Here is a 24,300-nt window from a genome sequence, read left to right as displayed (position 1 = left end):
TCCGCGAAGAATCAGGCCGCGTCGAGAAAGCTCGCCTGACGCGCGAACCGGCCGATGTGATGATCGACGTCACCGAACGTGGTGTTGATCAGCGTCAGCCGCTTGAACATGTGCGCGGCCGGCAGTTCGTCGGTCACGCCCATGCCACCATGGATCTGCACCGCCTCCTGCCCCACCACCCGCGCCGCCTGCCCCACGCGCGCCTTGGCGGCGGAGACGAAGCGGCGACGCTCCTCCGCCGACGCCTCGTCGAACTTGCCCGCCGCCAGCAAGGTGATCGACCGCGCCTGCTCGGCATGCATGAACATCTCGACCATCCGATGCTGCAAGGCCTGGAAGCGCCCGATCGGCGAACCGAACTGCTGGCGCGTCTTGGCATACTCGAGCGTGGCCGCGTTGAGCGTATCGATGACACCCACCGCCTCCGCGCACAATAGCACCGCGGCATAGTCGGCCGTGGCCTCGAGGATCTCCCAGCCCTGCCCTTCCGCGCCGATCAACGCCGCCGGCGCGTCCGTGAACGTGATATCGGCCGCGCGCAGGTTGTCGATCGTGCGATAGTCCCGCACCTCGACACCCGATGCCCGACGATCGACCACGAACAACGAGATCCCATCCGTATCGGCATTGGCGCCTGACGTACGGGCAGACACCACGAGCTTGTCGGCCTGCGCGCCATGAATCGCCACGACCTTGCGGCCGTTCAGGCGAGCCTCTCCACCACTGACCTTCGCGGTCACGCGCACATCGTTCAGCGCATACCGCGCCTCGGGCTCGTTGAACGCCACGGCAAGCTTGACCTCGCCGCCAGCCACCTGCTCCAGCAACGCTTCCTGTCCGCCCGCGAGCTTCAGCGCATACGCGGCCACGACGGTCGCGAAATAAGGCTCGATCACGAGCCCGCGCCCCAGTTCCTGCTGCACCACCATCATGTCGACGGCCGTGCCCGAAAAGCCGCCCTGCGCTTCCGGCACCGGCAGCGCGGTCAGGCCGAGCTCGACCAGCGCGCCCCATGCCTGCTCGCTGTAGCCGATGTCCGACCGGTACGCCGTACGGCGGGATTCGAAGTCGTAGCTGCGCTCGACGAAGCGGCGCACCGCATCGGCCAGCTGTTTCTGTTCGTCGCTCAGGTTGAAGTCCATGTCGCGTGTCTCCTCACAGCCCCAGGATCATCTGGCTGATGATGTTCTTCTGAATTTCGTTGGAACCGCCGTAGATCGAGGTCTTGCGGAAGTTGAAATAGTAGGCGGCCAGCGGCGCGGCATCGTCGAAGCCCGTCACCGCATGCTCGTGCTCGCATTCGAGGTACGCCGGATCGAACGGCTGCGCATACGGCCCCACGGCCTCGACCATCAGTTCGGTGAGCAGCTGCTGGATCTCGGTGCCCTTGATCTTCAGCATCGACGCCTCGGGCCCCGGGCCCTTGCCCGCCGCCTCGCTCGACACCACGCGCAGCACGGTGATCTCCAGCGCCATCAGCTCGATCTCGAGCGCGGCGACCTTGGCCCCGAACACGGGATCTTCCAGTAGCGGCTTGCCGTTCTTCTGCTGCCCGCGCGCCAGACGCTTGAGGAAGCCCAGTTCGCGCTTGGAGTTGCCCACGCGCGCGATACCCGTGCGCTCATGACCAAGCAGGTACTTGGCGTAGGTCCACCCGCGGTTCTCCTCGCCGACGCGGTTCTCGACGGGCACCTGCACGTTGTCGAAGAACACCTCGTTGACCTCGCGCTCCTCGTCGAGCATGACGATCGGGCGTACGGTGATGCCCGGCGTCTTCATGTCGATCAGCAGGAACGAGATGCCTTCCTGCTTCTTGGCCTCGGGATCGGTCCGCACGAGGCAGAAGATCATGTCCGCGTGCTGGCCCAGCGTGGTCCACGTCTTCTGGCCGTTGACGATGTAGAACTTGCCATCGGGAGTCAGTTCGGCGCGCGTCTTCAGGGAGGCGAGGTCCGAGCCCGAGCCGGGCTCGGAGTAGCCCTGGCACCACCAGTCGGTACAGTCGAGAATGCGAGGCAGGTAGTAGCTTTTCTGCTGCTCGTTGCCGAACTTCATGATCACCGGCGCGACCATCGCCACGCCAAACGGCAGCACGCCGGGCGCGCCGACGCGCGCGCATTCCTCGTCCCAGATATGGCGCTGGGTCGCGTTCCAGCCCGTGCCGCCATACTGGACGGGCCAGTGCGGCGCGGACCAGCCCTTGCCCGCGAGCGCCTTGTGCCAGCGCACGAAGTCGTCGCGATTGGGACGGCGGTGATTGAGTACCTTGGCGCGGATGTCCGCGGGCAGGTTGGCTTCCAGCCAGCCGCGCACTTCCTCGCGGAAGGCATCGTCGGCCGCCGAGTAGTTGAGGTCCATGCCTGTCTCCTGTGGCGCGCCGGCTCGGGCCGGCGGATTTTACGAATTCGCGAAATCGGCGCATCGCTGCGCCGGCCTCACTCGAATTCGCGAATTCGCCAGGACACAGGATGCGATTCAGTGCGCCGTCTGCTTGAGCGCGTCCGGCACCACGAGCGGAAAGGCCTCGATGCCCTCTTCGGCCAGCGCCCGCACTTCCTCGCGCGACGCCTGACCGCGAATGCCGCGTTCGGGCGCCTCCTGGTAGTGCATGCGCCGCGCCTCCTCGGCAAAGCGGTCGCCAACGTCCTCGGTCTGTGCCAACACCTGCCGCACGGCTTTCATGTAGCGCGACTGCAGGGCTTGCAGCGCCTGCTGTGCTTCCGGCGCCGGCGTCGCGCCCGACAGATTCAGGCGCGGCGCGCTCGGCAGGCGGCTCACCGCATGGTCGCCACAGACCGGGCACTGGACGAGATCGCGTGCAATCTGCGATTGCGCATCTTCCTCCGAGGCGAACCAGCCCTCGAAACGATGGTCTTGCGCACAGCGCAGGTCGAGCACCTTCATGATCTTTCCAGCCCGTCGGGCAATATTAGCCGTGAATCGAAAATTTGTGAACGGTCGTGCTAATTTTTTCTTGCGATGTCATCCACGACCGTAGCGGACCGCCAGCTTAGCAGGGAACCGCGGTTCAGGCAGGGCGCCCCGGCAGCGGCGGAAGCGCCTGCTCCCCCGGCTGCCATGCGCCGGAGAGCACCTTCTCCAGCCAGAACGCGCCGATGATCGTCTTGACGTCCGTGATCCGGCCCTGGCGCACCCAGTCGATGACCTGCCCTGCCGGCGTGATGAACGTCTCGAGGAATTCGCCCTCGTCGAGCTCGGCGGCGCCCTCGGTCAGGTCGCGCGCCAGGAACAGGTCGATGAACTCGGTCGAGTACGAGATGACGGGATGGATTCGCGTCAGATAATCCCAGCGCGCGGCCCGATACCCCGTCTCTTCGATCAGTTCGCGCTCGCCGCAGCGCTGCGCGCCCTCTTCCGGATCCAGCTTGCCGGCCGGGAATTCGAGCATGACCTCGCCGATCGGATAGCGAAACTGGCGCTCCATGAGCACCGTGCCATCGTCGAACAGGGGAATCATCATGACCGCGCCCGGGTGCAGCACGTACTCGCGGCCGGCCTGCTTGCCGTCCGGCAGACGCACGACGTCCTGCTTGAGCGTGAGGAATTTGCCGCGGTGGAGGGTGGCCGATGCGACGGGGTGCTCCCGCAGCGCATCGTCCGATGCGGTCGTGGGATCGTCGATCTTCTTCGTCATGAGCGCTCCGGGGGTTGAATGCGGGCCCAGGCGCCGAACTTCAGCGGGAACTCAAGCCACGCGATGTTTGACCAGATACTGCCAGGTGAAACCGGGGAAGGCGAACACCAGCATCATGCAGCCGGTGATCGCATAGAACTGCCAGCCCTGCGGAAAGCTGTTGCCGAGGCTCGCCTCGACCGCAAAGCCCGCGGCGCCCGCCACGGCATACCAGACCAGCAGCTCGATGAGGCGCAGCCACATCGGCTTGCGCGCCCACTTCAGCGCGATGACGCCGAACAGCCGCTGATTGATGAACGGCAGATTGGCACAGACCAGTGCCAGCAAGATGACAAACCAACCGCCAGCCGATGAACTCACGATTGGTCTGCCCTTTCCATCGTCGAATGCCGCCGGTTACGAACCGAGCGACGCGCGGATAGCCTGATAGCACAGGTTCATCAGCGCCGCCGGGAACAGGCCCAGCAGGATCACGGCCAGACCGTTGATGCTCAGCACGCCGCGCAGACCCGCCGTCGCTTCCAGCGGCTCTTCGCCGGCCGGTGCGTCGAAGTACATCAGCTTGACGACGCGCAGGTAGTAGAACGCGCCGATCAGCGAGAACAGCACCGCCACCACCGCCAGCCAGCTCATACCCGCGCGCACGGCCGCTTCGAGCACGGCCAGCTTGGCGTAGAAGCCCACCATCGGCGGAATGCCCGCCATGGAGAACATCATCACCAGCATCAGGAAGGCGAACCACGGGTTCTTGCGCGACAGGCCCTTCAGGTCGTCGAGCGTTTCCGCCTCGTAGCCCTTGCCGGTACGCAGCAGGATCAGGCCGAACGTGCCCAGCGTCGTCAGCAGATACGTCACCGAGTAAAACATCGAGCCGCCGTAGGCTTCGGCCGCGCCAGCGGCCGAACCGCCCGCCACGCCCGACAGCAGGCCCAGCAGCACGAAGCCCATGTGCGAGATCGTCGAGTACGCCAGCATCCGCTTGAGGTTGGTCTGGACGATCGCGGTCAGGTTGCCGATGGCCAGCGATACCACGGCCAGCACCACCAGCATCGCCTGCCAGTCGGTGGCCAGCGGCAGCAGGCCGTCGACCAGCACGCGCACGATCAGCGCGAAGGCAGCGACCTTCGGACCGCCGGCGATCAGCAGCGTCACCGCGGTCGGCGAACCCTGGTAGATGTCCGGAATCCACATATGGAACGGCGCGGCGCCGAGCTTGAACGACAGGCCGGCAACGATGAACACCACGCCGAACGCGAGCATCGTCGTGTTCACGCGGCCGGATTCGACCACGCGGAACACTTCACCGAGGTTCAGCGAACCGGTCGCGCCGTACATCATCGACACGCCGTAGAGCAGGAAGCCCGAAGCCAGCGCGCCCAGCACGAAGTACTTCATGGCCGATTCCGACGTCACGCGCGATTCGCGGCGCAGCGCCACCAGCGCGTACGAGGCCAGCGACAGCAGTTCCAGACCGAGGTACAGCGTCAGGAAGTTGTTGCCGGTGATCATCACGATCTGACCGCCGAGCGTGAACAGCGCGAGCATGTAGAACTCGCCCGCGAACATGTCGCGTTCCTGCAGATAGCGGCGCGTGTACACCAGCGTGATCAGCAGACCCAGCGAGCAGAATGCCGACAGCACGTTGGCCATCGGGTCGATCACGACCAGGTTCGAGAACGCGTAGTGCGTATCGCCGTGGCTCGCATTGATTGCGAACCACACGGTCAGCACCAGCGTGGTCAGCAGCGAAAGCGGATAGGCCACGCTCTGGCGGCCCTTGCCGCGCGCGAGGTCGATCCAGTTGATCGCCGCAATGGCGATCGCCAGGAAAATGATTGGCGCCACGGGGGCCAGGCTAGAAGACGCTTGCATGTTGATTTCTCTCTCCCCCGCTTACAGCTTGGACTGCGCGACGTGCGTCAGCAGGTTCGCCACCGAGGCGTGCATCACATCGGTAAAGGGTTTCGGATACAGGCCCATGTACAGCGTCATGATGGCGAGCAGCCCGAGCATGAAGAACTCGCGCTTGTTCAGGTCCACGAGTTCGCGCACATGCTGGTGCACGATGTCGCCGAAGATCACGCGCTTGACCATCCACAGCGAGTAAGCCGCGCCGAGGATCAGGGCCGTGGCGGCCAGCAGGCCAATCCAGAAGTTGTACTTCACGGCGCCCAGGATGACCATGAACTCGCCCACGAAGCCCGACGTCGCCGGCAGACCGCAGTTGGCCATCGCGAAGAACACGGACAGGGCCGCGAACTTCGGCATCGTGTTCACCACACCGCCGTAGTCGGCGATCTGGCGCGAGTGCACGCGGTCATACAGCACGCCGATGCACAGGAACATCGCGCCCGACACGAAACCGTGCGAGATCATCTGGATGATGCCGCCCTCGACGCCGATGTCGTTGAAGATGAAGAAGCCCAGCGTGACAAAGCCCATGTGAGCGATCGACGAATACGCGACCAGCTTCTTCATGTCGGCCTGCACCAGCGCCACGAAGCCGATGTAGATCACCGCGATCAGCGAGATCGTGATGATGAACGGGGCCAGCGTGTGGCTCGCGTCAGGGGCGATCGGCAGCGAGAACCGCAGGAAACCGTATGCGCCCAGCTTCAGCATGATCGCCGCCAGCACCACGGAACCGCCGGTCGGCGCTTCCACGTGGGCGTCCGGCAGCCAGGTATGCACCGGCCACATCGGCACCTTCACCGCGAAGGCCATGAAGAACGCGATGAAGATCGCGATCTGCTCCTGCATCGTCAGCTTGGCGCCGTGCCAGGCCAGGATGTCGAACGTGCCCGTCTTGCTGTACAGGTACAGCAGCGCGACCAGCGTGAGCAGCGAGCCCAGCAGCGTGTAGAGGAAGAACTTGAACGCCGCATACACGCGGTTCGGGCCGCCCCACACACCGATGATGATGTACATCGGGATCAGCGTGGCTTCGAAGAACACGTAGAACAGCAGGCCGTCCAGTGCCGAGAACACGCCGACCATCAGGCCGGACAGGATCATGAACGCGGCCATGTACTCGGCCACGCGCTCGGTGATCACTTCCCAGGCCGAGATCACGACGATCACGGTGATGAACGCGGTCAGCACCACGAACCACATCGAGATGCCATCCACCCCGAGGTGATACTGGATCTTGAAGCGCTCGATCCACATCGATTGCTCGACGAACTGCATCGCGGCCGAACCCGGCTCGAAATGCATGACGAGCGGCAGCGTGGCGATGAAGCTCACCACCGAACCGAACAACGACACCCAGCGCACGAAGCACTTGTTGTTGTCCGAGCCGAAGAACAGGACCAGCAAGCCGAAAAAGATAGGCAGCCAGATAGCGAAAGACAGAACCATTTCCTTGTTTTCCTTAATCGGTGCCTATCACTTGGTGCCTATCACGCCAGTGATCGTCAGCGTCAGCAGCACCAGCATGCCCACGATCATTGCAAACGCGTAGTGGTAGATGTAGCCGGACTGCAGGTACCGGCTGGCCGCGGCGAACGTCGCCACGACACGCGCCGAGCCGTTCACGAGCAGGCCATCGATCAGGCCCTGATCGCCGCCCTTCCACAGACCCGTACCCAGCAGGCGCGCGCCGCGCGCGAACACTGCCTGATTGAACGCGTCCATGTAGTACTTGTTGTCCAGCAGCTTGTACAGGCCCGAGAAGCGGCGCTGGATGGCGGCCGGAATGTCCGGGCGCTTCATGTAGAAGAACCACGACAGCACCACGCCGGCGATGGCCAGCCACAGGACCGGCGTCGTCAGCGAGTGAATCGCCATCGGCACCCAGCCATGGAACGCTTCGCGCAGTTCTTCCATCGCGTGGTGGTTCTCGCCGACGAAGATCACGTCCTTGAACGCCACGCCATGCTTGAAGAAGTCGCCGAACAGCATCGGCTCGATCACGATCGCGCCGATCACGACCGACGGAATCGCCAGCAGCACCAGCGGCAGCGTCACCACCCACGGCGACTCGTGCGGCTTCTGGCCCGGGGCCAGACCGTGATGCTCGTCGTGGCCGTGGTCGTCGTCATGCGCGTGGTCGTCATGACCGTGCGCATCGTGGCCATGGGCAGCGTGTGCCTTGCCGAAACGCTCTTCGCCATGGAACACGAGGAAGTACATGCGGAACGAGTAGAACGCCGTGACGAACACGCCGGCCAGCACCGCGAAGTACGCAAAGCCCGAGCCCGCGATATGCGATTCCGCGACGGCCTCGATGATCGAGTCTTTCGAGTAGAAGCCCGAGAAGAACGGCGTGCCGATCAGCGCCAGCGAACCGATGAGCGACGTGATCCACGTGATGGGCATGTACTTGCGCAGGCCGCCCATGTTGCGGATGTCCTGGTCGTGGTGCATGCCGATGATGACCGAACCGGCGCCAAGGAACAGCAGTGCCTTGAAGAACGCGTGCGTCATCAGGTGGAACACGGCAACCGAGTACGCCGAGGCGCCCAGCGCCACGGTCATGTAGCCCAGCTGCGACAGCGTCGAGTACGCGACCACGCGCTTGATGTCGTTCTGAATGATGCCCAGGAAGCCCATGAACAACGCGGTGATCGCGCCGATGACCAGCACGAACGACAGCGCGGTGTCCGACAGTTCGAACAGCGGCGACATGCGCGTCACCATGAAGATGCCCGCGGTCACCATGGTGGCCGCGTGGATCAGTGCCGAGATCGGGGTCGGGCCTTCCATCGAGTCAGGCAGCCACACGTGCAGCGGGAACTGTGCCGACTTGCCCATCGCGCCGATGAACAGGCAGATGCAGGCCACGGTCAGCATCATCCAGTCGGTGCCCGGGAAGATGACGCCGGCCAGCTTTTCGCGGGCCGCGAACACGTCCGTGTAGTTCATGCTGCCGCTGTAGGCCAGCAGCAGGCCGATGCCGAGGATGAAGCCGAAGTCGCCAACGCGGTTCACGAGGAACGCCTTCATGTTCGCGAAGATGGCCGTCGGACGCGTGTACCAGAAGCCGATCAGCAGGTACGAGACGAGGCCCACCGCTTCCCAGCCGAAGAACAGCTGCAGGAAGTTGTTGCTCATCACGAGCATCAGCATCGAGAACGTGAACAGCGAGATATACGCGAAGAAGCGGTTGTAGCCGGGGTCCCCTTCCATGTAGCCGACGGTGTAGATATGCACCATCAGCGAGACGAAGGTCACGACCACCATCATCATCGCGGTCAGCGAATCCACCAGGAAGCCGACTTCGAGCTTCAGGCCGCCGATGTTCATCCATTCGTACACGGTGGCGTTGTAGCTGGCGCCGTCCATCACGTCGCGCAGCACCAGCAGCGAGAGCACGCAGGCGATGGCGACGCCGAGGATCGTCGCGGTATGGGCGACGATACGGCCGCCGCGCGTATCCGAGGAGAACAGGCCGAAGAACTTCGTACCGAACAGGCCGGCTATCGCGGCGCCGGCGAGCGGCGCCAGCGGAATCGCCAGCAGCAGGTTGGGGTTGAGCGTGGTTGCCATAGGACGCTTATTGGTGTGCGGTCGGTGAGCGGTCTAGTTGCTTGACGTGGTTCGGCACGGATCAGCCCTTGAGGGTATCCATGTCGTCGACGTTGATCGTGTCCAGGTTACGGAACAGCACGACCAGGATTGCCAGACCGATTGCCGACTCGGCAGCGGCCACCGTGAGGATGAAGAAAACGAAAACCTGACCAGCCAGGTCGCCCAGGTAATGCGAGAAGGCGACGAAGTTGATGTTCACCGCAAGCAGCATCAGTTCGATCGCCATCAGCAGCACGATCACGTTCTTGCGATTCAGGAAGATGCCAACGATGCTGATCGCGAACAGGATCGCACCGAGCACGAGGAAGTGAGCGAGAGAGAGCACAGCGAAATCTCCGGGCTTAGTTCTTGTTTGCGGGTGCCGCGGCATCCGCTTCCGCCCGGGCCTGGGCACCCTCCGCCGGCATGCTCACCATGCGGATACGATCGTTACGGCGCGTACGCAGCTGGGCCGACACGTCCTGACCCTTTGCATCCTTGCGGCGGCGCAGCGTCAGCGCGACGGCAGCCACGATCGCCACCAGCAGGATGATGCCGGCCACTTCGAAGGCGTACACGTAGTCGGTGTAGATCAGCTTGCCGAGCGCGTGCGTGTTCGAGTAGTTCGGGTCCTGCATGCCCGGCGCCGCCACCGGCGCGGTGGTGCCCACGAAGTTGCGCACGAGCACGATCGCCATTTCGGCGATGATCAGCGCGCCGATCACGGAGGCCATCGGCACATACGTCCAGAAGTCCCGCCGCAGGTGTTCGATGTCGATATCGATCATCATCACCACGAACAGGAACAGCACCATCACGGCGCCCACATACACCAGCACCAGCAGGATCGCGAGGAACTCGGCCTTCAGCAGCATCCAGATGGCGGCGGCCGTGAAGAACGACAGTACGAGGAACAGTGCTGCGTGCACCGGATTCTTGGCCGTGATGACTTTCAGTGCGGAGAGCACCAGCACCAGGGCAAAGACATAGAAGATGGTGGTCGTGAGTTCCATGGTCCGTGTCGGATACTTTCGCCGCGCTTCGCGCAGGCCACCCCATGGGTGTCCCGCCTTGCCGCGGCATCCTTCAGTTGGGCGCCCCGGACATTGCCGGGGCGCACCGATTTAACTGCTAATAGTCTTGGGAGACCCTTTGTACGATCTCTTGGGTACGGTCTCTTAGCGGTACTTGGCGTCGGCAGCCTTGGCTGCCGCAATCTGCGGCTCGTAGCGGTCGCCCACTGCCAGCAGCATGTCCTTCGTGAAGTACAGGTCGCCGCGCTTCTCGCCGTGATACTCGAGCAGGTGCGTCTCGACGACCGCATCGACCGGGCACGCTTCCTCGCAGAAGCCGCAGAAAATGCACTTGGTCAGATCGATGTCGTAGCGCGTGGTACGGCGGGTGCCGTCGTTACGCACGTCCGATTCGATCGTGATGGCCAGCGCCGGGCACACCGCTTCGCACAACTTGCAGGCGATGCAGCGCTCTTCCCCATTGGGGTAGCGGCGCAGCGCATGCAGGCCACGGAAACGCGGCGAGATCGGCGTCTTCTCTTCGGGGAACTGGACGGTGACCTTGCGCGCGAAGAGGTAGCGGCCGGTCAGTGCCATGCCCTTGAAGAGTTCCTTCAGGAGCAGGCTTGCGAAAAAGTCCTTGATCGTGGTCAGCATGACGATTACTTCCTAATTCAGTGCCAGATGTTCCACGGCGACTTGATCCAGATCGCCACGATGATCAGCCAGCCCACGGTCAGCGGAATGAACACCTTCCAGCCCAGACGCATGATCTGGTCGTAGCGGTAGCGCGGGAACGAAGCGCGAATCCAGATGAACACGGACAACAGCAGGAAAACCTTGAACAGCAGCCAGAAGAAGCCCGGGATCGCGTTCGTGATGAAGCTCGAGAACGGCGGCGCCCAGCCACCGAGGAACAGCAGCGCGGTCATCGTCGAGATGACGATCATGTTGATGTACTCGGCCAGGAAGAACAGCGCGAACGCCATGCCCGAGTATTCGATCATGTGACCGGCCACGATTTCCGATTCGCCTTCCACCACGTCGAACGGGTGGCGGTTGGTTTCGGCCACGCCCGAGATGAAGTAGACGCCGAACATCGGCAGCAGCGGCAGCCAGTTCCACGACAGGATGTTGATGCCCATGTTCGCAAAGTAGCCGGTGTTCTGGCCGTTGACGATCGCGGACAGGTTCAGGCTGCCGGCCACCATCAGCACCGTGACGAGCGCGAAGCCCATCGCGATTTCATAGGACACCATCTGCGCCGCGGCGCGCATCGCGCCGATGAACGCGTACTTCGAGTTCGAGGCCCAGCCGGCCAGGATCACGCCGTAGACGCCGACCGAGCTGATCGCCATCACGTACAGCAGACCGGCGTTCACGTCGGCCATCACCACTTCCGCCTGGAACGGCACCACCGCCCAGATCGCCACGGCCGGCATCAGCACCATCAGCGGGGCGATGATGTACATGCCGCGGCTGACCTGCGTCGGGAACATGACTTCCTTCAGCAGCAGCTTCAGCACGTCGGCGATCGGCTGCAGCAGGCCCAGCGGACCCACGCGATTCGGGCCCAGACGCACGTGCATCCAGCCGATCAGCTTGCGCTCCCACAGAATCAGGTAGGCCACGCACAGCAGCAGCGGCACCACAATGACCACGGCGCGAATCAGGATCCACAGCGGCGTCCAGACGCTGCCGAAGATGGCGTGACCTTGCGAGGTAATCCAATCGATCATGTTGCGTTCTCGCTCTTCTTGTCGCTTAGGCGGTGACCGCCGCGGCCTGCTGGCCAGCGGACAGATCGATTGCCTTCTCTACCGTGACCGTGCCGAACAGCGCGCCGAGGCTCACCGCCGCGGTCGTCGCGGCCGACACGCGCACCGTGTTCGCGGGCAGCGTGTTCTCCAGCGCGGCGGGCAGCACGACGCTGCCTTCGCCCTGCGTCACGCGCACGGGGTCGCCTACCTGCACGCCGAGCTTGTCGAACAGGTCCGACGACAGGCCCACCTGCATCGCGCGGCGCGCGGCGGCGGTCAGCTGCAGCGAGCCGGCACGGCGCACGATCGGGTCCGCATGATAGATGGGCACGTCGGCGATACGCTCGACACCGGTGGTGGCGGCTGCCGTCACGCGGATCTGTGCATCGGTGGTGTTGTTCAACGTCGGGGCGACCGGCTTCGCCAGCGCTTCGTCACGCACGGCCTCGGCCGTATCGAAGTCGAAGCCCGGCACGTCCAGCATGTTGCCCAGCACGCGCAGCACCTTCCACGCCGGACGCGATTCGCCCAGCGCGCGGACCACGCCGTTGAAGCTCTGGGCCACGCCCTCGGCATTCACGAACGTGCCGGCGGTTTCGGTGAACGGCGCCACCGGCAGGATCACGTCCGCGTACTGCAGCGCGGCGTCCGAACGGAACGCCGACAGCACGATGACGGTACCGGCCTGGTTCAGCGCGGCCAGTGCCTTGCGCGGATCGGCGGTGTCGAATTCCGGTTCGGCGTTGAGCACGACGTACGCCTTGCGCGGCGTCTCGAGCATCGCCTGGGCATCGGCGCCGCCCTGCTGCGGCAGCGCGCCGGCCACATAACCGCCGACCGTGTTGGCGGCTTCGGTCAGGAAGCCCAGCGAGGCATTGGTCTCGGTGGCGATCCACTGCGCCAGCGCATGCAGCGCCGAGAATTGCGGGTGACGCACGGCCTCGTTGCCGAGGAACACCGCGCGGCGCTCACCGGACAGCAGCGACTCGGCGACCTTCTTCGCCGTGTCGTCGGTATCGAAGCCAGCGGTGCCGGCCGGTGCGGCCACGCCCTTGGCGGCGGCGATCGCGTTGGCGATACCGGCCAGCGCGGCGGTCCAGCCCGACGGGGCGACATCGACGCGCGCGGCCAGCGGCATCAGCAGGTCTTCGCCGCCGGCGCCGACGATGGCGACGCGGGCGCCCTTCTTGCCGGCCTGACGCAGACGCGCGGCCAGCAGCGGATGATCCTTGCGCAGCGATGAGCCGATCACCAGCACGCGTTGCAGCGCGGACACGTCGGCCACCGGCAGGCCCAGCCACGGCGTGCCGCCGAGCGTGGCCGAGAAATCGGTCTGGCGCAGACGGAAGTCGACGTTGTCGCTGCCGATGCCGCGCATGAACTTGCCCAGCAGGTACAGTTCCTCGAGCGTGCTGTGCGGGCTCGCCAGCGCGGCGATCTGGTCCGCGCCATGGTCACGCTTGATGCTGGCCAGGCCGTTCGCCACGTATTCGAGCGCGGTCTGCCAGTCGGTTTCCATCCATTGGCCGCCCTGCTTCAGCAGCGGACGCGTCAGGCGGTCCTGGCTGTTCAGGCCTTCGTACGAGAAACGGTCCTTGTCCGACAGCCAGCATTCATTGATGTCTTCGTTCTCGAGCGGCAGCACGCGCATCACGCGCTGGTTCTTCGTCTGCACGACGAGGTTCGCGCCCAGGCCATCGTGCGGCGACACCGACTTGCGGCGTGCGAGCTCCCACGTACGGGCCGAGTAGCGGAACGGCTTGCTGGTCAGCGCGCCGACCGGGCACAGGTCGATCATGTTGCCCGACAGTTCCGAATCAACGGTCTGGCCGACGAACGTCGTGATTTCCGAATGCTCGCCGCGGTTCAGCATGCCGAGCTCCATCACGCCGGCCACTTCCTGGCCAAAGCGGACGCAGCGCGTGCAGTGAATGCAGCGCGTCATCTCTTCCATGGAGATCAGCGGGCCCACGTTCTTGTGGAACACCACACGCTTCTCTTCCTTGTAGCGCGACTCCGACGCACCGTAGCCCACCGCCAGATCCTGCAGCTGGCATTCGCCGCCCTGATCGCAGATCGGGCAGTCGAGCGGGTGGTTGATCAGCAGGAATTCCATCACGGACTTCTGGGCCTTGACGGCCTTCTCGGAGTTCGTGAAGACCTTCATGCCCGGGGTCACCGGCGTGGCGCAAGCGGGCAGCGCCTTCGGCGCCTTTTCCACTTCGACCAGGCACATGCGGCAGTTCGCCGCGATGGACAGCTTGCGGTGGTAGCAGAAGTGCGGGATGTACGTGCCCAGCTTGCGGGCGGCTTCCATCACGAGGCTGCCTTCCGCAACCTCTACCTTCTTGCCATCGATCTCGAGTTCAACCATGTTCTGCCACGCTTAGGAGTGGGCCGGGTGGGCCGGGACCATGCACTGCTTGTGTTCGACGTGATATTCGAACTCTTTCCAGTAGTGCTTGAGCATGCCGCGCACCGGCATCGCCGCCGCATCGCCGAGCGCGCAAATCGTGCGGCCCATGATGTTTTCGGCAACGTTGTTGAGCAGGTCCAGGTCTTCCTGGCGGCCTTCTCCGTGTTCAATACGATTGACCATGCGATAGAGCCAGCCGGTGCCTTCACGGCACGGCGTGCACTGGCCGCACGATTCCTCAAAGTAGAAATACGACAGACGCAGCAGCGAACGCACCATGCAGCGCGTCTCGTCCATGACGATCACGGCGCCCGAGCCCAGCATCGAGCCGGCCTTGGCGATCGAGTCGTAGTCCATGTCCGTCGCCATCATCATGTCGCCCGGCACCACCGGCGCCGACGAGCCGCCCGGAATCACGGCCTTGATGCGCTTGCCGCCGCGCATGCCGCCGGCGAGCTCGAGCAGCGTCGCGAACGGCGTGCCCAGCGGAATCTCGTAGTTGCCCGGGCGCTCGATGTCGCCGGAGATCGAGAAGATCTTGGAGCCGCCGTTGTTCGGCTTGCCCATCTTCAGGTAATTCTCCGGACCGATCTCGAGCAGGAACGGCACCGCCGCGAACGTCTCGGTGTTGTTGATCGTCGTCGGCTTGCCATACAGGCCGAAGCTCGCCGGGAAAGGCGGCTTGAAGCGCGGCTGGCCCTTCTTGCCTTCGAGCGACTCCAGCAGCGCGGTCTCTTCGCCGCAGATGTACGCGCCATAGCCATGGTGCGCATGCAGCTGGAAGTTGAAGCCCGAGCCGAGGATGTCGTCGCCGAGGAAACCGGCGGCGCGCGCTTCCTCGAGCGCTTCCTCGAAGATCTTGTACTCGTTCCAGATCTCGCCGTGGATGTAGTTGTAGCCCACGGTGATGCCCATCGCGTACGCACCGATGGCCATGCCTTCGATGAGCGCGTGCGGGTTGTAGCGGATGATGTCGCGATCCTTGAACGTACCGGGCTCGCCCTCATCGGTATTGCAGACCAGGTACTTCTGACCCGGGAACTGACGCGGCATGAAGCTCCACTTCAGGCCGGTCGGGAAGCCCGCGCCGCCACGGCCGCGCAGACCCGACGCCTTCACGTCGGCGATCACCTGCTCGGGTGCGATCTTCTCGGTCAGGATGCGGCGCAGCTGCTTGTAGCCGCCACGCTTGACGTAGTCCTCGAGGTGCCAGTTCTTGCCGTCCAGGCCAGCCAGGATCAGCGGCTTGATATGACGGTCGTGCAGACAGGTCATGTTACTTGCCCCCCTTGGCTGCGGCCTCGGCACGCAGTTCCTCGATCAGTGCGTCGAGCTTGTCGTTGCTCATGAAGCTGCACATGCGGGTGTTGTTGACGATGGCCACCGGTGCGTCGCCGCAGGCGCCCATGCACTCGCCTTCCTTCAGCGTGAAGCAGCCGTCCGCGGTGGTTTCGTTGTAGTCGATGCCAAGCTTCTGCTTCAGGTAGTCGCCCGCGCGTTCGCCGCCCGAAAGCGCGCACGGCAGGTTGGTGCAGACCGTCAGCTTGTACTTGCCCACCGGCTTGGTGTCGTACATGTTGTAGAACGTCGCCACCTCTTCCACCCACACGGGCGGCATCTCGAGGTAGCTCGCGACGAACTGCATGACTTCGGGGGAAACCCAACCCACCTCGCCCTGTGCAACGGCGAGTGCCGCCATCACGGCCGACTGTTTCTGGTCGGCCGGATACTTCGCGATCGCGCGATCGATTTCCTTGAGAGCTTCTGCTGATAGCATGGTCATTGCAGTGAAACGGCGAACGCCGCGTGCCAATCCACGCGGCACGTCCGCTGGTTTGCAGCCGTCGCTGCCTTGTTCCGCCAGTTGGCCGCCGTCACGCCCGGATCGTCGTCCGGGCAACGGCCCAAATCTTTAGCGGTCGATCTCGCCGAACACGATGTCCTGCGTGCCGATGATCGTGACCGCGTCCGCAATCATGTGCCCCTTGGCCATTTCGTCGAGGGCCGCGAGGTGAGCAAAACCGGGCGCGCGGATCTTCAGGCGGTACGGCTTGTTCGCGCCGTCCGAGATCGCATAGATACCAAACTCGCCCTTCGGATGTTCCACCGCTGCATAGGCTTCGCCCGGCGGCACGTGGATCCCTTCGGTGAAGAGCTTGAAATGGTGGATCAGCTCTTCCATGTTGGACTTCATGTCCACGCGCGACGGCGGTGCCACCTTGTGGTTCTCGGTGATCACCGGGCCCGGGTTGCGGCGCAGCCAGTCCACGCACTGCTTGATGATGCGGTTCGACTGGCGCATTTCTTCCACGCGCACCAGATAGCGCGCGTAGCAGTCGCCGCCGACGCCGACCGGCACGTCGAAGTCGATCTTGTCGTACACCTCGTAAGGCTGCTTCTTGCGCAGATCCCACTCGATGCCCGAACCGCGCAGCATCGGACCGGTGAAGCCCATCTGCAGCGCGCGCTCCGGGCTCACGACGCCCACGTCCACCAGGCGCTGCTTCCAGATACGGTTATCGGTCAGCAGCGTCTCGTATTCATCGACGTAGGTCGGGAAACGATTCGTGAAGTCCTCGATGAAGTCCAGCAGCGAGCCCGAACGCGCTTCGTTCATCGCCTTGATGGCGCGCTCGTTGTGGATCTTCGATGCCCGATATTGCGGCATCGTGTCCGGCAGGTCGCGGTAGACGCCGCCCGGACGGTAGTAGGCCGCGTGCATGCGCGCGCCCGACACCGCCTCATACATGTCGAACATGTCCTCGCGCTCACGGAACGCATAGAGGAACACCGCCATCGCCCCCACGTCCAGCGCGTGGGCGCCGATCCACATCAGGTGGTTCAGCAGACGGGTGATTTCGTCGAACATCACGCGGATGTACTGCGCGCGGACCGGCACTTCGATGCCGAGCATCCGCTCGATCGCCATCACGTAGGCATGCTCGTTGACCATCATCGACACGTAGTCGAGACGATCCATGTACGGCACGCTCTGAATCCAGGTCTTCTGTTCGGCCAGCTTCTCGGTGGCACGGTGCAGCAGGCCGATATGGGGGTCGGCGCGCTGGATCACTTCGCCGTCCAGCTCAAGCACCAGACGCAGCACGCCGTGCGCTGCAGGGTGTTGGGGACCGAAGTTCAGGGTGTAGTTCTTGATATCTGCCATGGCGCGATTTAGTGCTGCGTGCCGCCGTAGTTTTCCTCGCGAATCACGCGCGGCGTGATTTCGCGCGGTTCGATCGTCACCGGCTGATAGATGACCCGCTTCTGTTCCGGGTCGTAGCGCATCTCGACATAACCGGAAACCGGGAAATCCTTGCGGAACGGGTGGCCGACGAAACCGTAGTCGGTCAGCAGGCGACGCAGGTCCGGATGCCCTTCGAACACGATGCCGTAGAAGTCGAACGCTTCGCGCTCGAACCAGTTCACCGAGTTCCACACGTCGATCACCGACGGCAGCACGGGCAGGTCGTCGTCCTGCGCGAACACGCGCACGCGCAGACGCCAGTTGTGCGTCACGGACAGCAGGTGCGAGACGGCGGCAAAACGCGGGCCGTCCCACGTCCCTTCCGCGTAGTCGGAATAATCCACGCCACAGAGATCGATCAGCTGTTCGAAACGCAGCGACGGATCGTCGCGCAGCAGCTGCGCGACTTCGAGGTAGTCCGCGGCCTTCACGATCAGCGTCAGTTCGCCGAGCGTTTCGGTCAGCGATTGCACACGCTTGCCGAGAACTTTCTCGAGCGCGGCCTTCAGAGTGTCGAGCGTCGCCATATCAGCCCTTGCGCGCGATGGTGTTGGTGCGGCGAATCTTGTTCTGGAGCTGGATCACGCCGTAGATCAGCGCTTCCGCCGTCGGCGGGCAGCCCGGAACGTAGATATCGACCGGCACGATGCGGTCGCAACCACGCACCACCGAATACGAGTAGTGGTAGTAGCCGCCGCCATTGGCGCACGAGCCCATCGAGATCACCCAGCGCGGCTCGGCCATCTGGTCGTAGACCTTGCGCAGCGCGGGCGCCATCTTGTTGCACAGCGTGCCGGCGACGATCATCACGTCCGATTGTCGGGGCGACGGGCGGAAGACCACGCCGAAGCGGTCGAGGTCATAGCGCGCGGCGCCGGCATGCATCATTTCCACGGCACAGCAGGCCAGGCCAAACGTCATCGGCCACAGCGAGCCCGTGCGGGTCCAGTTGATCAGCTTGTCAGCGGTCGTCGTGACAAAGCCTTCGTTGAGAACGCCTTCGATTGCCATTTCACATCACTCCCAATCGAGCGCGCCCTTTTTCCAGATGTAGACGAAGCCCACGATGAATTCCAGCAGAAACACGCCCATCGCGAAGAACCCGGGCCAGCCGATGTCCTTGAGGGCAACGCCCCACGGAAACAGGAAAGCCGTTTCGAGATCGAACAGGATGAACAGGATGGCGATGAGGTAGTAGCGCACGTCGAACTTCATGCGCGCATCCTCGAATGCTTCGAAGCCGCACTCGTATGGCGACAGCTTCGCGGGATCAGGCTTGTTGGGACCGAGTATCCGACCGATGGACATCAGTGCCAAACCGAGCACGACGCCAAAGAGGATGAAGATGAGGACGGGGAAGTAGGCTTCGAGAGTCAAGGTACGGCCAGCCTTATCTGGAATGTTGTCAACAGCACCAGCTGAAGCGGCGTCCTGTTGCCCACCCCAAGCGCCATTCCGTCGAGATTACGGCGCCGCCTTGCGGACTGCCGGAGCCCTCCGTGGATTATCGGTCCGGGTACTCCGTTTTTGAAGACCATTCCTGAAGAATGATTGTCCAGAAAACGTTCTTTAACGTACCCGGAGCCCTGCTTCCACTTCGAGGACTCCGATCAAGTTGTTTGGTGCCGACGGCGAGACTCGAACTCGCACAGCTTTCGCCACTACCCCCTCAAGATAGCGTGTCTACCAATTTCACCACGTCGGCTGGGGGAGAAACAATATTGCCTGGCGCCGGGTTTTTACACCCTCCGGTTCCCTTGCAAGAGCGTTTTTTCTCTCGCTTGGTTCCCGTCGCTGGGGAATCGTTTCAAGCCTTGCATTCTAACTCAAGTTTCCTGATTTGTTCAATGCACAACTGCAAATTTAATCAGGAATCATCGCTAGACAAGGCCAATTATTTCGGAACAGCAGGTGCGGCGGGCACGGACGATGCATCCGAGGCGGCTGCAGCGGGTGCGGAAGCTGCCGGCGCGCTCGCGGCCGGGGCCTGGCTCGCGCCCATCACGCCCAGCGAGGTCTGCGGCTTGTAGTTGCCAAGCAGCGTCAGACCCAGCGTGCAGACGAAGAACAGCGAGGCCAGCACCGCGGTCGTACGCGACAGGAAGTTCGCGGAGCCCGTGGCGCCGAACAGACTGCCCGAGGCGCCCGAGCCGAACGCCGCACCGACGTCCGCGCCCTTGCCATGCTGCAGCAGCACCAGGCCGATCACGCCGAGCGCCGACAGGACCTGCACCAGTACTAACAATGTCTTGAAGATTGCCATGTGATTACATTCGTTCGCTTGCCTGATCCATCCATGCGTTCGGCACTCAGGCGTTGCCGATCGCCAAGAAATCTTCCGCCTTCAACGAAGCGCCGCCAATCAGGCCTCCGTCGATATCGGACATCGAAAACAGTTCGGCCGCATTATCGGGCTTCACGCTGCCGCCGTACAGAATCGGCATGCGGGCGGCCACGTCAGCCGACGCTGCCGCCGACCCCGACGCCACCTGCCCGCGCAGATACGCGTGCACGGCCTGCGCCTGCTCGCTCGTCGCGGTCTTGCCGGTACCGATGGCCCAGACGGGCTCATAGGCCAGCACGATCTTTCCGAGCTGATCGATAGAGAGTGCCTCCACCACCGCGGCCAGTTGACGGCCCACCACGGCTTCCGTCTCCCCTGCCTCGCGCTGCGCAAGCGTTTCGCCCACGCAAACCACCGGCGTCAGCCCCGATTCCAGCGCGCGCAGCGCCTTCGTCGCGACGGTCGCGTCGGTTTCGCCATGATAGGACCGGCGCTCCGAGTGGCCCACGAGCACGTAGGCGCAGCCGAATTCCGCGAGCATCGGCGCGGCCACTTCGCCGGTGAACGCGCCGCGCACTTCCGCGGACACATCCTGGGCGCCCCAGCCGATCGCCGTGCCGGCCAGCGTGGCCTGGCACTGTGCCAGATACGGGAACGGTGCGCACACCGCGAGACGCGCCCGGGCCGGTGCCGCCTTGATACCGTCCAGCAGTGCCGCGTTGGCGGCGAGGCTGCCGTGCATCTTCCAGTTACCGATGACCAGCTTTTGTCTCACGGGGTCCCCTCTCGATCAAAAACCCGCTATTGTAGCGCGCGACCCGGCCATTTACCACGTGAGCATGATCTTGCCCACGTGCTCGCTCGATTCCATGAGGCGGTGCGCATCCGCAGCCTGCGCGGCGGGGAACACCTTGTGGATCACGGGCTTGATCTTGCCCGACGCCAGCAGCGGCCACACGTTCTTCTGGAGCGCGTCGGCAATCGCGCCCTTGAACGCGGGCGGACGCGGGCGCAGCGTGGAACCGGTGATCGTGATGCGACGACGCAGCACGTCGCCCAGCGGAATCTCGGCCTTGGCGCCGCCGAGCAGCGCGATGATGACGATACGGCCATCGTCGGCGATGCACGACAGCTCGCGCGCGAGGTAGGAACCCGCGACCATGTCGAGGATCACGTCCACGCCCTTGCCTTCGGTCAGCGCCTTCACCTCGGCCGCGAAGTCCTGCGTCTTGTAGTTGATCGCGCGATCGGCGCCCAGCGCCTCGCACGCCTTGCACTTGTCGTCGCTGCCCGCGGTGACGAACACCTTGAAACCCATCGCCTTCGCGATCTGGATCGCGGTCGTGCCGATACCGCTCGAGCCGCCCTGGATCAGCAGCGTCTCCTGCGCGCCGCGCGGACCCTTGCCGAGCAGGCCGCGATCGAACACGTTGCTCCACACCGTGAAGAACGTCTCGGGCAGACCCGCCGCCTCGATGTCGCTGAGGCCTTCGGGCACGGGCAGGCATTGTTCGATCGGCGCCGTGCACAGCTCGGCGTAACCGCCGCCCTGCACGAGCGCGCAAACGCGATCGCCCACCTTCAGCCCGAATCGATTCGCCGCGTGCGAGAGGTCGCCACCGACGATGACACCCGCCACTTCGAGGCCGGGCAGATCGGACGCGCCGGGCGGCACGGGATAGTTGCCAGTGCGCTGGAACACGTCGGGCCGGTTGACACCGGCGGCCGCCACGCGGATCAGGATCTCGCCGGCCTTCGCCACGGGGTCGGGGCGCTCGGTCAGTTGAAGAACGTCGGGCGCGCCGTATTCACGGATCTCGATGGCTTTCATCTGGGACTCCTCTCGCTTGTGCTGTCCGGTTTTGTTGTCCGGCAGTGTAAACAAAAAAAGCGGCTGGACATCGCCAGCCGCTTCTTATTCCTGCTGCTACTGATTACTGCTGATTGTTGCCCGAGGGCGCGTCGCCTTGCTGGACGATCGGGCTGATGCTGCCGCCCTCTTCCGCCAGTGCTGCCTTCAGCGACAGACGCAGACGACCCTTCTCGTCAGCCTGGATCAGCTTCACGCGAACATGCTGGCCTTCCTTCAGCCAGTCCTTGATGTCCTTCACGCGCTCGTTGACGATCTCCGAGATATGGAGCAGACCGTCCTTGCCCGGCAGGATGTTCACGATGGCGCCGAAATCCAGCAGCTTCAGCACGGTGCCGGCGTAGATCTTGCCCACTTCGGCTTCCGCGGTGATGCCCTCGATGCGGCGCTTGGCTTCGGCCATGCCGTCGGTCGACGTCGAGGCGATCGTGATCGTGCCGTCTTCCTGGATGTCGATGGTCGTGCCGGTTTCCTTGGTCAGCGCCTGAATGGTCGAGCCGCCCTTGCCGATCACTTCGCGGATCTTGTCCGGATGGATCTTCATCGTGATCATGCGCGGTGCGTGCTCCGACAGCTCGGTGCGCGCATGGCCCATCGCGCCCTGCATCGCGTCGAGGATGGTCATGCGGCCTTCGCGGGCCTGGGCCAGCGCGACCTGCATGATTTCCTTCGTGATGCCCTGGACCTTGATGTCCATCTGCAGCGCGGTGATGCCCGCGTCCGTACCGGCCACCTTGAAGTCCATGTCGCCGAGGTGATCTTCGTCGCCGAGGATGTCGGTCAGCACGGCAAACTTGTTGCCTTCGAGGATCAGGCCCATGGCGACGCCAGCGACGTGCGCCTTCACCGGAACGCCGGCATCCATCAGCGCCAGGCAGCCGCCGCAGACCGAAGCCATCGACGACGAACCGTTCGATTCGGTGATCTCCGACACCAGGCGGATCGTGTAGGCGAACTCGTCGTCAGCAGGCAGCACCGGAATCAGCGCGCGCTTGGCCAGGCGGCCGTGACCGATTTCGCGGCGCTTCGGGCTACCCACGCGACCCGTTTCGCCGGTGGCGAACGGAGGCATGTTGTAGTGGAGCATGAAGCGGTCGCGGTACTCGCCGGCCAGCGCGTCGATGATCTGCTCGTCGCTCTTGGTGCCCAGCGTGGCCACCACGAGCGCCTGCGTCTCACCGCGCGTGAACAGCGCGGAACCGTGGGCGCGCGGCAGCACCGACGAACGGATTTCGATCGGGCGCACAGTGCGCGTGTCGCGGCCGTCGATACGCGGCTCGCCTGCCAGGATCTGGCCACGGACGATCTTCGCTTCGAGGTCGAACAGGATGTTGCCGACTTCCACCTTCTCGGCTTCCACGCCGGCTTCCGCCAGCTTGGCGTCCACCGTGGCGAACACTTCCTTCAGCTTCTGGCTGCGCGCCGACTTCTGGCGCAGCTGATAGGCTTCCTGGATCAGCGGCAGCGCGATCTCGCTCACCTTGGCGATGAGCGCTTCGTTCTTCGGAGCCGGAGCCCAGTCCCACTCGGGCTTGCCGCCTTCGCGCACGAGGTCATGAATCGCGTTGATCGCGATCTGCATCTGCTCGTGACCGTACACCACGGCGCCCAGCATCACGTCTTCCGACAGCTGCTGCGCTTCCGATTCCACCATCAGCACGGCGCGCTCGGTACCGGCGACCACGAGGTCGAGGGACGACGAGGCGATTTGCGAACGGGTCGGGTTCAGCAGGTACTGGCCATCCTTGTAGCCCACGCGCGCGGCGCCCACGGGACCGTTGAACGGAATGCCCGACACGGCCAGCGCGGCCGAGGCGCCGATCATCGCGGGGATGTCGGCCGGCACTTCGGGGTTGATCGACACCACGTGGATCACCACCTGGACGTCGTTGTAGAAACCTTCCGGGAACAGCGGACGCAGCGGACGGTCGATCAGGCGCGAGGTCAGCGTCTCGTTTTCCGACGGACGGCCTTCACGCTTGAAAAAGCCGCCGGGGATCTTGCCGGCCGCGTAGGTCTTTTCGATGTAGTCGACGGTCAGCGGGAAGAAGTCCTGGCCCGGCTTCGGGCTCTTGGCGGCCACCACGGTGGCCAGCACCACGGTGTCTTCCACATCGACGATCACGGCGCCGCCAGCCTGGCGGGCGATTTCGCCAGTTTCCATGCGGACCGTATGCTGGCCCCACTGGAATTCCTTGACGATCTTGTTGAACATGGTCATGAGCGTTCCTTCATTCGCGCCCGCGTTCACAGTCGCGGGCGTACTGCCGGATTCACGCCGGCCGCGGTCGCAGGGAAGTGCTATGCCATTCCATCGGGCCACCATGGGTGCTGATGCGCGCGATGGAATGACACAAGGCCCCGGTTCTTAGGTCCGGCTCCGGTGTCTCGGAGCTAAAGAGCAAAACAACTTACTCCGTTACACGGCAGGGTGCAACGGGGGCAAACGGGGATCACCCGCCGCCAGAAAAGCAAAATGCCTGCCTCAGCAACGCTGAAACAGGCATCGAGGCATCACGCGGAACCGTGCAGACAATCGTGCGC

At 63.9% G+C, this 24,300-nt stretch carries 23 protein-coding genes and 1 tRNA gene; all 24 read right to left on the bottom strand.

All coding sequences use genetic code 11. The features are described 5' to 3' along the window. Positions 1-11: 11 nt before the first annotated feature. Positions 12-1,142: an acyl-CoA dehydrogenase family protein gene (locus KHP16_RS04195; protein WP_115951980.1), complete on the bottom strand. Its 1,131-nt coding sequence runs from the start codon at positions 1,140-1,142 to the stop codon at positions 12-14. A 13-nt stretch (positions 1,143-1,155) separates the two neighbouring features. Beyond that, positions 1,156-2,358: an acyl-CoA dehydrogenase family protein gene (locus KHP16_RS04190; RefSeq protein WP_211959630.1), complete on the bottom strand. Its 1,203-nt coding sequence runs from the start codon at positions 2,356-2,358 to the stop codon at positions 1,156-1,158. Positions 2,359-2,475: 117 nt separating this feature from the next. Further along, a complete protein-coding gene (locus KHP16_RS04185) occupies positions 2,476-2,904 on the bottom strand; it encodes a DUF1178 family protein (protein ID WP_115951979.1) in 429 nt (142 codons plus the stop codon). A 124-nt stretch (positions 2,905-3,028) separates the two neighbouring features. Beyond that, positions 3,029-3,655 (bottom strand): NUDIX domain-containing protein, encoded by a 627-nt coding sequence (locus KHP16_RS04180; protein WP_115951978.1) that lies wholly within the window; start codon positions 3,653-3,655, stop codon positions 3,029-3,031. Between the two features lie 51 nt (positions 3,656-3,706). Then, on the bottom strand, positions 3,707-4,015 hold the full coding sequence (locus tag KHP16_RS04175) for a DUF2818 family protein (RefSeq protein ID WP_109581650.1): 309 nt from the start codon (positions 4,013-4,015) through the stop codon (positions 3,707-3,709). Positions 4,016-4,051: 36 nt separating this feature from the next. After that, positions 4,052-5,527 (bottom strand): NADH-quinone oxidoreductase subunit NuoN, encoded by a 1,476-nt coding sequence (gene nuoN / locus KHP16_RS04170; protein ID WP_109581651.1) that lies wholly within the window; start codon positions 5,525-5,527, stop codon positions 4,052-4,054. A 21-nt stretch (positions 5,528-5,548) separates the two neighbouring features. Further along, entirely contained in the window at positions 5,549-7,015 is a 1,467-nt protein-coding gene (locus KHP16_RS04165; protein WP_109581652.1) for an NADH-quinone oxidoreductase subunit M, read from the bottom strand. A 27-nt stretch (positions 7,016-7,042) separates the two neighbouring features. Further along, a complete protein-coding gene (gene nuoL / locus KHP16_RS04160) occupies positions 7,043-9,145 on the bottom strand; it encodes an NADH-quinone oxidoreductase subunit L (RefSeq protein WP_109581653.1) in 2,103 nt (700 codons plus the stop codon). Between the two features lie 61 nt (positions 9,146-9,206). Then, positions 9,207-9,512: an NADH-quinone oxidoreductase subunit NuoK gene (gene nuoK / locus KHP16_RS04155; RefSeq protein ID WP_010809122.1), complete on the bottom strand. Its 306-nt coding sequence runs from the start codon at positions 9,510-9,512 to the stop codon at positions 9,207-9,209. A 16-nt stretch (positions 9,513-9,528) separates the two neighbouring features. After that, positions 9,529-10,179 carry an NADH-quinone oxidoreductase subunit J gene (locus KHP16_RS04150; RefSeq protein WP_109581655.1) on the bottom strand — a complete coding sequence of 217 codons (651 nt, stop codon included), beginning with the start codon at positions 10,177-10,179 and terminating at the stop codon, positions 9,529-9,531. Positions 10,180-10,344: 165 nt separating this feature from the next. Continuing rightward, the gene (gene nuoI / locus KHP16_RS04145; RefSeq protein ID WP_109581656.1) at positions 10,345-10,836 is read right to left on the bottom strand and encodes an NADH-quinone oxidoreductase subunit NuoI; all 492 of its coding nucleotides are present in this window, start codon (positions 10,834-10,836) and stop codon (positions 10,345-10,347) included. 17 nt (positions 10,837-10,853) lie between these two features. After that, positions 10,854-11,918, bottom strand: a complete 1,065-nt coding sequence (gene nuoH / locus KHP16_RS04140) for an NADH-quinone oxidoreductase subunit NuoH (RefSeq protein ID WP_109581657.1) — start codon at positions 11,916-11,918, stop codon at positions 10,854-10,856. Positions 11,919-11,943: 25 nt separating this feature from the next. After that, on the bottom strand, positions 11,944-14,313 hold the full coding sequence (nuoG, locus tag KHP16_RS04135) for an NADH-quinone oxidoreductase subunit NuoG (protein WP_211959629.1): 2,370 nt from the start codon (positions 14,311-14,313) through the stop codon (positions 11,944-11,946). A 12-nt stretch (positions 14,314-14,325) separates the two neighbouring features. Continuing rightward, positions 14,326-15,630, bottom strand: coding sequence for an NADH-quinone oxidoreductase subunit NuoF (gene nuoF, locus KHP16_RS04130; protein WP_109581659.1), 1,305 nt, complete (start codon positions 15,628-15,630; stop codon positions 14,326-14,328). 1 nt (position 15,631) lies between these two features. Next, positions 15,632-16,132: an NADH-quinone oxidoreductase subunit NuoE gene (nuoE, locus tag KHP16_RS04125; RefSeq protein WP_109582739.1), complete on the bottom strand. Its 501-nt coding sequence runs from the start codon at positions 16,130-16,132 to the stop codon at positions 15,632-15,634. 135 nt (positions 16,133-16,267) lie between these two features. Further along, complete coding sequence (locus KHP16_RS04120; protein ID WP_109581660.1) at positions 16,268-17,521, bottom strand: NADH-quinone oxidoreductase subunit D; 1,254 nt, start codon at positions 17,519-17,521, stop codon at positions 16,268-16,270. 8 nt (positions 17,522-17,529) lie between these two features. After that, positions 17,530-18,129 (bottom strand): NADH-quinone oxidoreductase subunit C, encoded by a 600-nt coding sequence (locus KHP16_RS04115; protein ID WP_109581661.1) that lies wholly within the window; start codon positions 18,127-18,129, stop codon positions 17,530-17,532. A 1-nt stretch (position 18,130) separates the two neighbouring features. Further along, positions 18,131-18,613 carry a NuoB/complex I 20 kDa subunit family protein gene (locus KHP16_RS04110; protein WP_020203631.1) on the bottom strand — a complete coding sequence of 161 codons (483 nt, stop codon included), beginning with the start codon at positions 18,611-18,613 and terminating at the stop codon, positions 18,131-18,133. 6 nt (positions 18,614-18,619) lie between these two features. Beyond that, complete coding sequence (locus tag KHP16_RS04105; protein WP_109581662.1) at positions 18,620-18,979, bottom strand: NADH-quinone oxidoreductase subunit A; 360 nt, start codon at positions 18,977-18,979, stop codon at positions 18,620-18,622. 243 nt (positions 18,980-19,222) lie between these two features. Continuing rightward, positions 19,223-19,307 (bottom strand) — tRNA-Leu (locus KHP16_RS04100). Between the two features lie 189 nt (positions 19,308-19,496). Continuing rightward, positions 19,497-19,865, bottom strand: coding sequence for a preprotein translocase subunit SecG (secG, locus tag KHP16_RS04095; protein WP_109581663.1), 369 nt, complete (start codon positions 19,863-19,865; stop codon positions 19,497-19,499). A gap of 46 nt (positions 19,866-19,911) precedes the next feature. Further along, a complete protein-coding gene (gene tpiA, locus KHP16_RS04090) occupies positions 19,912-20,661 on the bottom strand; it encodes a triose-phosphate isomerase (RefSeq protein WP_179592890.1) in 750 nt (249 codons plus the stop codon). Positions 20,662-20,712: 51 nt separating this feature from the next. Next, a complete protein-coding gene (locus tag KHP16_RS04085; protein ID WP_211959628.1) occupies positions 20,713-21,717 on the bottom strand; it encodes an NAD(P)H-quinone oxidoreductase in 1,005 nt (334 codons plus the stop codon). A gap of 103 nt (positions 21,718-21,820) precedes the next feature. Beyond that, entirely contained in the window at positions 21,821-23,977 is a 2,157-nt protein-coding gene (gene pnp, locus KHP16_RS04080) for a polyribonucleotide nucleotidyltransferase (protein WP_109581666.1), read from the bottom strand. Positions 23,978-24,300 lie beyond the last annotated feature (323 nt).

It is taken from the genome of Cupriavidus plantarum (assembly GCF_905397285.1).
GTDB lineage: Bacteria > Pseudomonadota > Gammaproteobacteria > Burkholderiales > Burkholderiaceae > Cupriavidus > Cupriavidus plantarum.
Note: the sequence above shows the minus strand (reverse complement) of the source record. Positions and strands in the feature narration are given on the sequence as shown.